The 12989-nt window shown below is 57.2% G+C and carries 8 protein-coding genes, 2 tRNA genes and 1 rRNA gene; 1 reads left to right on the top strand and 10 read right to left on the bottom strand.

Translation table 11 applies throughout. The annotated features are described in order from the left end of the window. Positions 1-92: 92 nt before the first annotated feature. From rrf to dnaA, 10 genes are all read right to left on the bottom strand, one after another. A 5S ribosomal RNA gene (gene rrf, locus HMPREF2884_RS03585) occupies positions 93-209 on the bottom strand. 3 nt (positions 210-212) lie between these two features. After that, positions 213-285 (bottom strand) — tRNA-Ala (locus tag HMPREF2884_RS03580). 144 nt (positions 286-429) lie between these two features. Continuing rightward, positions 430-503: transfer RNA gene (locus HMPREF2884_RS03575), tRNA-Ile, on the bottom strand. A 199-nt stretch (positions 504-702) separates the two neighbouring features. Next, entirely contained in the window at positions 703-1299 is a 597-nt protein-coding gene (locus HMPREF2884_RS03570) for a DUF3566 domain-containing protein (RefSeq protein WP_005508012.1), read from the bottom strand. Continuing rightward, complete coding sequence (gene gyrA / locus HMPREF2884_RS03565; protein ID WP_070615729.1) at positions 1299-3929, bottom strand: DNA gyrase subunit A; 2631 nt, start codon at positions 3927-3929, stop codon at positions 1299-1301. The genes HMPREF2884_RS03570 and gyrA overlap by 1 nt, the downstream gene beginning before the upstream one ends. Positions 3930-4008: 79 nt before the next feature. Continuing rightward, positions 4009-6045 carry a DNA topoisomerase (ATP-hydrolyzing) subunit B gene (gene gyrB / locus HMPREF2884_RS03560; protein WP_049327448.1) on the bottom strand — a complete coding sequence of 679 codons (2037 nt, stop codon included), beginning with the start codon at positions 6043-6045 and terminating at the stop codon, positions 4009-4011. 447 nt (positions 6046-6492) lie between these two features. Beyond that, entirely contained in the window at positions 6493-7188 is a 696-nt protein-coding gene (locus HMPREF2884_RS03555) for a DciA family protein (protein WP_049341947.1), read from the bottom strand. After that, entirely contained in the window at positions 7181-8434 is a 1254-nt protein-coding gene (gene recF, locus HMPREF2884_RS03550) for a DNA replication/repair protein RecF (RefSeq protein WP_049341946.1), read from the bottom strand. The genes HMPREF2884_RS03555 and recF overlap by 8 nt, the downstream gene beginning before the upstream one ends. Positions 8435-8623: 189 nt before the next feature. Then, positions 8624-9748: a DNA polymerase III subunit beta gene (dnaN, locus tag HMPREF2884_RS03545; protein WP_070615727.1), complete on the bottom strand. Its 1125-nt coding sequence runs from the start codon at positions 9746-9748 to the stop codon at positions 8624-8626. 786 nt (positions 9749-10534) lie between these two features. Then, the gene (gene dnaA / locus HMPREF2884_RS03540; RefSeq protein ID WP_070615724.1) at positions 10535-12238 is read right to left on the bottom strand and encodes a chromosomal replication initiator protein DnaA; all 1704 of its coding nucleotides are present in this window, start codon (positions 12236-12238) and stop codon (positions 10535-10537) included. Between the two features lie 569 nt (positions 12239-12807). On the opposite strand from dnaA, the gene rpmH reads away from it, so the two are divergent. Further along, entirely contained in the window at positions 12808-12945 is a 138-nt protein-coding gene (rpmH, locus tag HMPREF2884_RS03535; protein ID WP_049332235.1) for a 50S ribosomal protein L34, read from the top strand. The last annotated feature ends 44 nt before the right edge of the window (positions 12946-12989 follow it).

The following is a 12989-nucleotide window of genomic DNA, read 5'->3' as shown; positions in this document are numbered from 1 at the left end:
CCCCCCCCCGCATCACATCAGCAGATACAACAACTTTGGCGAATACAACAAAAGACCCCGTATCTTTCGATACGGGGCCTTTTTCAAAAATAAACCGGCGATGACCTACTCTCCCACACCCACAAAAGTGCAGTACCATCGGCGCGAAGAGTCTTAGCTTCTGGGTTCGGAATGGAACCAGGCGTTTCCCTCTTGCTATAATCACCGGAAAGTGGAGGCGAGGGGACTCGAACCCCTAACCCTCTGCTTGCAAAGCAGATGCGCTACCAATTGCGCCACGCCCCCGTCTCAGCGGAAACCACTGTTTAGTTATTTTTCCAAGCCTTCACGACTTCATTGCTCTGGTACTTTTTCAGGACCATCGCAGTGACACACGAAAGAACAGCAAGAATCAATAATTTCTTCATTATTGCCTTTCATAGTGTGGAGTGGGCGTACCAAGAATCGAACTTGGGACCTCTTCGTTATCAGCGAAGCGCTCTAACCGTCTGAGCTATACGCCCTCCCTCTGCGGAATTTCTTCCGTAGAACGAGATATAACTATACAGGTATTTGAAGGTAACACCAAATCAAAAAAGCATGTTCTGCATCACACTTTAATATTGGGGGTTCCCAAGCATACAGAGCGGGGCATGCAGAACGGGCGGCACCGCCTCCACCAGAGACAGAACCGCCCGCACACAAAGCTCAAAAAGCTACAAACTAGGACTCATCGCTCAGAGTCAAGGTCACGCCACCAACCAGCTTCGCAGCCAGGTTGTACAGAATCGCGCCAATCATACCCAGCAGAGTAAAGACCACAGTGTTGACCACAGCAAAAATAGTAGTCACCAAAGCAACCTGACCCAGCGAAATCATCTGCGAAATATCCACAGTGGTCGAACCAGTACCCAGAGAGCTAATCAGCTGGTTCACACCGGTAAACGCACCAGAAGCCTGCAGGAACAGCCACAGAATCACCGAAGCCACCACAGTCACAATGCCCAAAGCAATAGACAGCAGGAAGATCAGCTTAGCCACCGACCACGTATCAACCTTCTGAACCACCAGACGCGCGCGACGAATCTTCGAACGCGGCGCCGGACGCACCAACTGACGGCGCGAACCGGTCGGACGCTTAGCGTTCACAGGGCGCTTGCCAGCAGGACGCTTAGCGGTACCGCCAGGACGAGCCTGGCCCGAACGTGCCTGAGCCGGGCGACGCGCGCCAGCCTTAGCCGCACCCGAAGACTTAGATGCACCAGCCGACGCCGAACGCTGTGCCGACGCAGGAGAGGAGCTCGCGGGAGTGCTGCTCATTAGTTACCTCCAGTAGCGGTGAGATCGGCAGCCGCCGCTTCACCCTCGTTGTCCGTACCGGGCGCCTCAGAAGACTCCGAAGCCTCGGTGTTCTCAGTGGTTTCATCGTCGCTATCATCCAGCTGACGATCCTGGTTGCGTGCAACACCAATAATAGAATCGCCCTTACCGGGCTTTGCAAAGATAACACCCATAGTATCGCGTCCCTTCGCAGGAACCTCATTCACGTTCGAACGAACGACCTTGCCGCTGGCCATAACCACCAGCACCTCGTCCTCTTCATCCACAATGAGGCCACCCACCAGGGCGCCACGATCCTCAACTAGCTTAGCAACCTTAATGCCGAAGCCGTTACGGCCCTGCACGCGGTACTCATCCACGCTCGTACGCTTCGCGTAACCACCCTCAGTGACCACGAAGACGAAGGAGCCCTCAGTAACCACATTCGCAGAAATCAGCTCATCGCCCTCACGGAACTTCATACCGGTCACACCGGAGGTCGAACGACCCATCGGGCGCAACGACGCATCATCAGCATGGAAGCGCAGCGACATACCGTTACGCGACACCAGCAGAATATCGTCCTTATCCGAAACGGTGAACGCCGAAACAACCTCATCGCCCTCACGCAGGTTAATCGCAATCAGGCCGGCAGTACGGTTCGTATCGTAATCGCTCAGGCGGCTCTTCTTCACCATGCCGCCGCGAGTAGCAAGCACCAGGTACTCAGCATCCTCATAGCTCTTCAGCTCCATGACCTGAGCAATATGCTCACCGCCCTGGAACTCCAGCAGGTTCGCAATGTGCTGGCCCTTCGCGTCACGACCGGCTTCCTGCAGCTCATAACCCTTCGCACGGTACACGCGACCCAAGTTCGTGAAGAACAGAATCCAGCTGTGCGTAGTGGTCACAAAGAAGTGCTCCACCACGTCATCACCGCGCAGCGAGGCACCCTTAATGCCCTTACCACCACGGTGCTGGCTACGGTACTGATCACTTCGGGTGCGCTTAATGTAGCCGCCGCGAGTAATCGTCACCACGACCTCCTCCTCGGGGATGAGGTCTTCCATGGACATGTCGCCGTTGTAGCCGTACATAATCTGGGTGCGACGCTCATCGCCGTAGCGGTTCACAATCTCACCCAGCTCCTCAGAGATAATCTCGCGCTGGCGAGTCTCCGAAGCAATAATCGCGTTGTACTCAGCGATCATGCGCATCAGCTCATCGTGACGATCCTGAATCTTCTGACGCTCCAGGGCAGCCAGACGACGCAGCTGCATGTTCAGAATTGCCTGAGCCTGAGCCTCATCAATCTGCAGGAACTCCATCAGGCCGCTACGCGCCTCATCAGCGGTGGGGGAGCGGCGAATCAGGGCAATAACCTCATCCAGAGCATCCAGAGCCTTCAGCAGGCCACGCAGGATGTGCGCCTCTTCCTCCGCCTGACGCAGACGGTAACGGGTACGACGAACGATAACGTCCATCTGGTGATCCACCCAGTGACGCACAAACGCATCCAGGGACAGGGTGCGCGGCACACCATCAACAATGGCGAGCATGTTTGCGGAGAAGTTCTCCTGCAGCTGGGTGTGCTTGTACAGGTTGTTCAGCACAACCTTCGGGGAAGCATCGCGCTTGAGCACAATCACCAGACGCTGACCGGTACGACCCGAAGTCTCATCGCGCAGATCCGCGATGCCGGTGACCTTACCGTCCTTGATGAGCTCAGCAATCTTAATCGCCAGGTTATCCGGGTTCGCCTGGTACGGCAGCTCGGTAACCACCAGGCAGGTGCGACCGTGGATTTCCTCCACGTTGACCACCGCGCGCATGGTGATAGAGCCACGGCCAGTACGGTACGCATCCTCAATGCCCTTGGTACCCAGAATCTGTGCACCTGTCGGGAAGTCGGGGCCCTTAATGCGCGCCATCAGAGCGTTCAGCAGCTCCTCATTGGTGGCGTGCGGGTTCTTCAGGAACCACTCCACACCCTCGGCAACCTCACGCAGGTTATGCGGCGGAATATTGGTCGCCATACCCACAGCAATACCCGAAGAACCGTTGACCAGCAGGTTCGGGATGCGCGCGGGCAGAACGGTAGGCTCCAGGGACTTGCCGTCATAGTTGGGCTGGAAATCAACGGTGTCTTCGTTGATGTCACGCACCATCTCAAGGGCAATGGGAGCCATCTTGGTCTCAGTGTATCGAGGCGCTGCAGCACCGTCGTTACCGGGGGAGCCGAAGTTACCCTGACCCAGAGCCAGCGGGTAACGCATAATCCAGCTCTGAATCAGACGCACCAGAGTGTCGTAGATAGCGATATCGCCGTGGGGGTGGAACTGACCCATCACGTCGCCAACCACGCGGGCGCACTTATTGAAGGATCGGTCCGGGCGGTAGCCGCCGTCGTACATCGCGTAGATCACGCGGCGGTGCACGGGCTTGAGACCATCACGCACATCCGGCAGGGCGCGGCCAATAATAACCGCCATTGCGTAGTCCAGGTAGGAACGCTGCATTTCAGTCTGCAGGTCCACCTGTTCAATGTGACCGTGGTGGTCTACGCTTTCAGCGCCACCATTGCTGACAACGTCAGCTTTGGTAGTCTCATTCTGGTGTTCTTCGCTCATAACTTTCTCATTAAATTAATAGCTCAATCAATATATACCCCGACTGGTATATTGCCCGTAGGGTATATATTGATTCGGGCTAGATATCGAGGAATCGAATGTCCTTTGCGTTCTGCTGGATAAACTCACGGCGAGCCTCAACGTCCTCGCCCATCAGAACAGAGAAGATCTGGTCAGCCGCCGCTGCATCTTCCATCTTCACCTGCAGCAGGGTGCGGCGAGCCGGATCCATGGTGGTGTCCCACAGCTCGGTGTAGTCCATCTCGCCCAGACCCTTGTAACGCTGAATACCGTTATCCTTGGGCAGGCGCAGGTTCTTCGCAGCACCACGAGCCAGAGCCTCATCACGCTCAGCGTCCGAGTACACATAATCGTGCGGAGCGTTCGACCACTTGATGCGGTACAACGGCGGCTGAGCCAGGTACACATAACCCGCCTCAATCAGCGGACGCATAAAGCGGAAGAGCAGAGTCAGTAGCAGAGTCGTAATATGCTGGCCATCGACGTCCGCATCCGCCATCAGAACGATCTTGTGGTAGCGTGCCTTCTCAATATCGAAGTCGTCACCAATGCCGGTACCGAAAGCGGTAATCATCGCCTGAATTTCAGCGTTGGACAGGGCACGGTCCAGGCGAGCGCGCTCAACGTTCAGGATCTTACCGCGCAGCGGCAGAATAGCCTGAGTGTTCGGGTTGCGACCCTGAACAGCCGAACCACCCGCAGAGTCACCCTCCACCAGGTAAATCTCAGAGATCGACGGGTCCTTCGAGGAGCAGTCCTTGAGCTTACCGGGCATGGAGCTGGTCTCCAACAGGCCCTTACGGCGGGTCGTCTCGCGTGCCTTACGGGCTGCAATACGCGCCTGAGCGGCGGTGATCGCGCGGCGCACAATATCCTTCGCCACCGCGGGGTTACGACCGAACCAGTCGCCGAGGTGATCGTTCACCTCACGCTGGGTGAAGGACTTAGCCTCCGAGTTACCCAGCTTGGTCTTGGTCTGACCCTCGAACTGCGGCTCGGAAATCTTAATCGAAATCACCGCGGTCAGGCCCTCACGCACGTCTTCACCGGTGAGGTTATCGTCCTTATCGCGCAACAGCTTGTTCTCACGCGCGTAACGGTTCACCAGCGAGGTCAGAGCGGCACGGAAACCCTCTTCGTGAGTACCGCCCTCGTGGGTGTTAATCGTGTTCGCGTACGAGTAGACGGATTCCTTGTAGGCGCCGGTCCACTGCATCGCCACTTCCAGGCTCATATTGCGCTCAGTGTCTTCGGCTTCGAAGGAGACAATCTCCTCGTTCACGATGGTCTTCGCGCCTGCGTTGAGGAAGTGTACGTAGTCGAACAGACCGTTGTCGTAACGGTAGGTGACAGTCGTGAAACCCTCAGCGTTCGCGCGCACGCGGTTGAGGATGTTTTCCTTCTTCTCGCTCTCTTCAGCAACCTCGTCACCGACGAACTTCTCGCGCTCATCGGTCAGGGTGATAGTCAGGCCCTTGTTCAGGAACGCCATCTGCTGGAAACGGGCGCGCAGAGTCTCAAAGTCGAACTCGACGGTCTCGAAAATCTCTGGGTCCGGGTAGAAAGTCTGGATAGTGCCGGTCTTATCGGACGGTTCACCCTTGCGCAGGGGACCATCCGGCACACCACCGTTGGAGAAGGAAATATGCCATGCGTAGCCCTGGCGGTGCACCTCGGTAATCACGCGGGTGGACAGCGCGTTCACCACGGAGATACCCACACCGTGCAGACCACCGGAAACGGAGTAGCCGCCACCGCCAAACTTACCGCCAGCGTGCAGCACGGTCATGACGACCTCAACAGTGGACTTGTGCTCGGTGGGGTGCTCATCCACGGGAATACCGCGACCGTCATCCTCTACGCGAACAGCACCATCAGCCTGGATGGTCACGTCAATTTTGGAGGCGTAGCCGGCGAGCGCTTCGTCGACCGAGTTATCTACGACCTCGTAGACCAGGTGGTGCAGACCGCGCTCAGTGGTCGAGCCAATGTACATGCCGGGGCGCTTACGAACCGCTTCCAGACCTTCCAGCACGGTAATATCGGATGCACCGTATTCATGCTGCTGTTCAGATGCATTCTGTTCAGATGCCACGAGGCAGAACTCCTTGAGTAGATGATGCAACCGGCAAAGGAAAGCTACGGGCAGCCAAGAGCGGAGCCTAGAACGCCTCACAGAGGGCACAAGAAGGTGCCTGCACAACCCGCGGTGCCGGTGGTACCCATAGGTGGGCACACTTTACGCATTGTCTCTTTTATTTTACCGAGCAAGAGAGCATAAAACCATCTACAAGCGTCACATATTGAGCTTTTTTGGGCACTACCACCCGCTCAAAAGCCCGCAAAGGCGGTTTAGAGTGCCTCAACCCCCTTTTGAGGTAGGGGATACGGTTCACCACTTCGTGGGGGTTGCCGGCGATTCTAAAGCTTTCATGGCGTGCAGAAAATCATGAGGAGCAGAAAAGGGGCACGTTTTATGCAACGTGCCCCAAAAATCTCAGTTTTCCCGTCGAAGGTGTTGCAAAGCGGTAACATGATACGCCTACCCGTAGGTGTCGCGTACCCCGCGCATACCGGTGGCACGCCGATAGCCTCGCTGATTCCAGCGTCCGTTGTTTGGACCCAGCACGCGAACCTGAGCCACGACACCATCACCCAGTTCACGGCGGAAAAGTTCGATGAGGTGTCCGTGCATCAGGCGCAGCTGAGTCGTCCAGGCGGTAGAGTCGCACTGGACTTCAACAATGGAGTTTTCGAAGCTGATGGGGCGGGTGTGCGCCGCAATTTCAGGGCCCACGAGCTCAGCCCAGCGAGCCAGCACGCTAGAGACTGCCACGGGCTCTTTCCAGCCGCGAGAACGAATCAGGGCACTGACGATGCCACCGAGGGGTTTGGGGTCGCGAGAGCTCTCTCCTGGGCCGCTATAGCCACCCATGACTCGAGGGTCCCACCCCTGCGCTCGCCGGGATTTCTTCTTCGAGGCGGTTCCAGACATGACCGCACCAAAATCGCGCATGATTTTATTCGCAGAGAAGGCATTCAGGGGCGCCTCGCCGCGTTCTTGAGCCGCCACTCGCATACGGGTCAGTAGGGCGGAGGGGGCGTCCACCTCGTCACGGTAGAACTCACCCACGCCGTCAACCTCGTACGGGTTTTGAGGCTCCGCAAACTGCGGTTCCGCGAATTCACCGAATGTTTCACGTGAAACATGGTTTTGAGGGCGGACGGGGTTACTCATCGCCGTCACCCTCCGCGAGTGCAGAAACGGTCGAGTTCGACTGCCCCGCAGAGTCAGTGACAGAGTCGGTGGCAGGACCAGCGGCAGGCTGCACATACTCGGCGTGCCCCGCCGTCACCGACACCAGGCGGTAGTCGCCCAGCTCCTCCGGAATATCGCTAAGCACCGCACAGGTAATCAGTACCTGCTCCGCGTCGGCAACCATCGCACCCAGGCGGTGGCGGCGCGCAGAATCAAGCTCCGCAAACACATCATCAAGAATCAGAATCGGCGAAGAACCCGCCGAGGAATCATCCTCAACATGCACAAACCAGGACGCCAGTTTCAGCGCCAGCGCAAAAGACCAGCTCTCGCCGTGCGAGGCAAAATGCTTCACCGGCATACCACCGAGCAGCAGGGTAATATCCTCACGATGCGGACCCACCAGGGTCACGCCGCGCTCAATCTCATCGCGCCGACGCTCCGCAAAACCGCGCATCAAAGCCTCCTTGAGGTCCTCAATGCGCATCAGCGCCGCATGCTCGATAGAGCGTTCACCCATGCTCGAAAAAACAGTCGACTCATAGTTGAAACCGACCTCTTTAGAGCCGTCCGTCAGCCCCGCGTAGGCGCGGCGAAGCTGCGGCAAAAAACGCTGCAACAGACGAAAACGCGCAGAAAGCAGCTGAGCGCCCAGGGTCGACAGCTGCTCATCCCAGACCGACAGGGTACTCAAAGCGTTCTCGTCCCGCGCCTTACGCTGCATGGATTTCAGCAACGAATTACGTTGCCGCAAAATCCGCTCATACTCGCTACGGTACCCGGAGACCACCGGACGCAAAGAGCTGGCCAAATCATCCACAAAACGACGACGACCGGCGGGATCCCCCTTCACCAGTTGCAGATCCTCCGGGGAAAACAGCACCGTGCGGGCAATACCCAGCGCCTCCTTGGCGCGCACTGGCGCGGCACGATTAATGCGCACCCGATTACTCTGCCCCGGAGCAATCTCAAACTCGGTCACTGTCTGCTGCGAACCGCGCACCGTACGGGTGCGAATATAGGCGCGCGAAGCACCCGCTCGAACCAGCGGCCCGTCATGGCTCACACGGTGCGAAGAGAGCGACGCCGCATAGTCGATTGCCTCAACAATATTGGTTTTCCCCACACCATTAGAGCCCAGAAACACCGTAACTCCCGCCGAAAGAGGCAGGCTCAGCAGGGCGTAGGTACGGTAATCCAACAACGAAATATGGTCAATATACACCGGAGCAGCTCCTTTCACGGGGTTTCACATACGGGGTCGCAGGGGTTCACAGCGCCAGCTGGCGGGCACAGTGCGCAGGCCAAAATACTGTGGTTTTCCGCACGGATGAGCACAGAAAAAACAGCGCAACCCCGCACATACCCACGATGCATAGGGCACCGAAAGACGTGCGGGGTAGCGACGCTGAAACTAGTTCGACGGCAGGCGAACCGGCATCAGCAGGTAACGGTAGTTGCGGTCATCCTCAGCCAGAGGCTCATCCTGACCGGAAATTACGGCAGGCTTCGGCGCATCGGTGAAGGAGAAACGAACGAACTCAGTACCGAAAACCTTCAAACCATCCGAGAGATAGGCGGGGTTGTACGCAACGGTGATGTCATCACCGGACAGGTGCGCCTGCAGAGTCTCGGAAGCCTGAGCCTCATCACCGCGGCCGGCATCAATAGCGACCGAACCCTGAGTGAACTTCAGACGCAGGGGAGTGTTGCGCTCCGCCACGAGGGAGATACGGCGAGCAGCCTCAGCCAGGTCGGAGGTGCGAACCACCGCGTGAATCGGGGTCTGCTCGGGGAACAGGGCACGGATGTTGGGGTAGTCGCCGTCCATCAGAACGCTGGTGGTGCGACGGGTGCCAGCGGCGAAGCCAATCAGCTCACCTGCGGCGGGCAGAGCAATAGACAGCTCACCGGAACCGGAGAGGGTGCTACCCACCTCAGAGACGGTCTTAGCCTTCAGCAGCACAGCCGCCTGAACCTCGGGGTTGACCGGGTTCCACTTGATCTCGCGCATAGCCAGGCGGTAGCGGTCGGTGGCGAGCAGGGTCATGGTGTCACCGTTGATTTCCACGCGGATACCGGTCAGCAGCGGCAGGGTCTCGTCCTTGGACACCGCAATCTGAACCTGCTTGACGGCCTCAGCGAATTCGGCGCCGTCCACGGTACCGGAAATTTCGGGCAGTTCGGGAAGCTCGGGGTAATCCACGACCGGCATGCCAGCCAGCTGGAAGTTAGCGGAACGGCAGTGAATACGAATCACGGACTCATCTGCGGTGAACTCGACGGGTGCGTTCGGCAGGGAGCGGCAAATTTCTGCCAGGATCTTGCCGGGAACCAGGCAAACGCCTTCTGCTTCAACATCGGCTGCAATGACCTGGCGGGCGCTGGTCTCGTGATCGAAGCTTGCGATGCTGACCTCACCTGCGGAGGCGGTAATCAGCAGACCGTTGAGTACGGGGGAGGTGGGACGCAGCGGAAGTGAGCGTGCCGTCCAGCCGACTGCTTCGGCAAGGACATCGCGTTCAACGGTGAATTTCATCGAGAAGGCGCCTTTCACGGAATTGGAGAGTCATTTTGGGGCGCACGTAAAGCTTTGGGCGATAGAGCCGGAGATATCGCGTGCTCTGGTGCGCAGTGAATCTTCCGCGCGCGCGTCTATCCATCCTACCGGATTTTGTAATTACACAGAGACTCGAAGGTCAGTTCTGCAGCGAAAAAACGGGTGAGATGAGGCATGCGAGGTCGCTGTATTTTTGTAATTACAAAGAGAGGCGGAAGATGTAGCAAACCCACTCGAAAACAGGTTCGAACTAGGCAGTGGTTCAGTGTTGGTTTCTTTTCTAAACCCAACCCAAGAGAGAGCATGCAGCAACGACCCAAATCCGCGAAAATCTACGCTTTCAGCAGGGGTATACAGAAAAACCTGAACCAGGCCGGCCGGTCGAGCAGAACTATTTGTTATGGGGAGGATTTTTTCTTTAAGTACAGTAGTATTGTTAACGCTTGTGGAAACGGTGGAAAACCCCTTCCTTGCCTGCAATGACGCGGAAGTAGCCTGTGGACATTAAGTGGAAGAATCCACCCTGCACGGAGGATGCATTGTGTATGGATATTTATGCATTTCCTTGATTCCACACCTTTTGAATATTCATGCACTTAACGTCCACACGAACGCATGAGTTAAAGCACAGCTTATCCACACCCCGAAAATCCAGCTTTTCGAGTCACTAAAATCCTTGGAACCAACGCGAAATCCCCGCCCCGAAACCTATAAAACACCTAGTCAAGACGCAAAATAAGCTACGGGACAGGGACAAAAGCACTTCTAGCCGGCGGCGCGCTGCTCCTGGCGGATCAAATTCGTCAGCTCAGTAACCTGGTTGAAAATCGTCTGACGCTCCGCCATCTGCGCGCTCACCTTACGCACCGCGTGCATCACCGTCGTATGGTCGCGGCCGCCCAGATCGTTGCCAATACGCGGCAGAGACATCTCGGTCAGCTCACGCAGAAGATACATCGCCACCTGGCGCGCATTCGTGAGCGTACGGGTGCGAGACTTCGACTGCATATCCTCAATGGACACATCAAAATACTTCGCCACCGTCGCCAAAACCAGCGCCGATGTAATCTCCGCACCACCGGTATCAGAGAGCAAATCCTTCAGATAGGTCTCAGCCTCAGCCAGGGTAATGGGCTCCGGCGGCTTCTTCATCGAGGCGGCAGCGCTCGCACGAATCAGAGCACCCTCCAACTCGCGAATATTCGCCGTGACATGGGAAGCAATGTATTCCATGACGTCATCGCGCACCGGCAGAATCTCGTTCTGAGCTTTCTTCCGCAGAATCGCGATACGGGTCTCCAGCTCCGGAGGCTGCACATCCACGTTCAGGCCCGAACCGAAACGCGAACGCATACGCTCAGCGAAACCGGTCAGCTGCTTCGGCGGCAAATCAGAGGTAATCACGATCTGCTTCTGGTGGTTGTACAGGGCGTTGAAGGTATGGAAGAACTCCTCCATCGTCGCCTCTTTACCCGCCAAGAACTGGATATCGTCAATCAGCAGAACGTCGACATTGCGGTAAATCTGCTTGAACGAGGAGCCCTCATCGTCGCGAATCGAGTTGATGAAATCGTTCGTGAACTCCTCAGAATTCACGTAGCGCACGCGTAGGTTCGGGTACAGGTACTTGGTGTAGTGGCCGATTGCGTGCAACAGGTGAGTCTTGCCCAGACCCGAACCGCCGTAGATGAAGAGCGGGTTGTAGACAATGCCGGGCTGCTCAGCCACCGCGAAAGCGCTCGCGTGCGCAAAGCGGTTGGACTGGCCAATCACGAAGGTATCGAAGGTATAGTTCGGGTTCAGTCGGGCAGAGCTATCCCACGTCGGTGCGTTTTCCGGGTCTTCATGCGGATGCACCTGCTGAGACTCCGGTACCGCCGGGGCCTCCGGAACGAAAGTGGGCAGGGGTGCCGGATATTCGCGAGGCGCACCTGCGGCAGGAGCCGCCGGAGCGGGCTGCTGAGCGGAGGGGAAACCGGCACGCTCCGCCTCCAGAGCCTGCAGGGAGGGGCGGGTGACCTGCTCATCGGCAGGAACCTCGTAGTGATCGGGGCCCGGATGTGGCTCGGTGTAGTACTCAAAAGCGCGCGAACCGGCGGGCGCCTCAGGATGCGCAGAAGCCGCCGCTACCGAAGGGGCGGGCTGGTGCTCGACAGGAACCTCGCGCTCACCATGGAAAACGTCCTGACTTGCAGGTTCAACCGGAATCATCGACTCATTCACATCGAAAAGCGCGGTGGTCGACGGGCCAAACACCTCGTGCAGAGCCGCACGGAACGAAGCGCTAATCTGCTCCTCAAAGACCGCACGGGTGAGCTTATTCGGAACCTCAATGATGAGGCGAGAAGAACCCATCAATCCCTGAGGCTGCGCAAGATTCACGAAACCGCGCTGACGTGCCGTCACCGCCGGATCGGCGGCAAGAATGGAGAGCAGATGCGCCCAGCGCGCCTGAAGGGAGTCGGTCATGGAATTCTTTACTTTCACTCGATGTGAAGCGGTGGTGCAGTAAAGAAATCATGCCGGAAACCACCGCGAGGTCATTAAGATTCTACCCGCTTAATACACAGAGGGAGAAAGTTATCCACAAGAGTTTTCCACACGGTGGAAAACTTGTAATTACAGGGGTGGATAAGCGGTGGATTTAAGTGCATAACAGGTCTTCTTCCCTGATATTTAGCGGAAAACTCCAAAAGCTCAAGGATGTGGATAACTCACCGATAGTAGGGGGTTTGGGTGGGATATGCACCATGGTGGATATCCTGCTGCCATAAATATCCCCAGGTTTACGCCCCAAGAGCATGTAGCGTCTCCACAGCCTGTACACCCGCCGCAATCACCGCCTCCACGCCACAAACGAGCCCGGAATCACGCGGAAAAACACCCCAAGAACTTGATTTACGCCCTCCACTCTTCTAAAGTTGTGCTGTTGTGTGTGCACCGCCTACTGCGAATAGTCGCGGTACCTCCGTGCACCAAGAAGCGTACGGTTCCGATACCCGTGAGGGCACGAACCGCAAAAATCAAGGAGACAAAGTATGAGCAAGCGTACTTTCCAGCCGAACAACCGCCGTCGCGCTAAGAAGCACGGCTTCCGTCTGCGTATGCGTACCCGTGCAGGCCGCGCGATTCTGTCGAACCGCCGCGGTAAGGGCCGCGCAAAGCTCTCGGCCTAATCACGGCATATAGTTCGCCCGCCGATGCACACGCATCGGCGGGG

It is taken from the genome of Rothia sp. HMSC073B08, assembly GCF_001812975.1.
GTDB classification, from domain to species: domain Bacteria; phylum Actinomycetota; class Actinomycetes; order Actinomycetales; family Micrococcaceae; genus Rothia; species Rothia mucilaginosa.
Note: the sequence above shows the minus strand (reverse complement) of the source record. Positions and strands in the feature narration are given on the sequence as shown.

Coding starts and splice junctions, on each gene's coding strand:
- HMPREF2884_RS03570 (WP_005508012.1), bottom strand. CDS start 1,299: ATGAGCAGCACTCCCGCGAGCTCCTCTCCTGCGTCGGCACAGCGTTCG.
- gyrA (WP_070615729.1), bottom strand. CDS start 3,929: ATGAGCGAAGAACACCAGAATGAGACTACCAAAGCTGACGTTGTCAGC.
- HMPREF2884_RS03555 (WP_049341947.1), bottom strand. CDS start 7,188: ATGAGTAACCCCGTCCGCCCTCAAAACCATGTTTCACGTGAAACATTC.
- dnaN (WP_070615727.1), bottom strand. CDS start 9,748: ATGAAATTCACCGTTGAACGCGATGTCCTTGCCGAAGCAGTCGGCTGG.
- dnaA (WP_070615724.1), bottom strand. CDS start 12,238: ATGACCGACTCCCTTCAGGCGCGCTGGGCGCATCTGCTCTCCATTCTT.
- rpmH (WP_049332235.1), top strand. CDS start 12,808: ATGAGCAAGCGTACTTTCCAGCCGAACAACCGCCGTCGCGCTAAGAAG.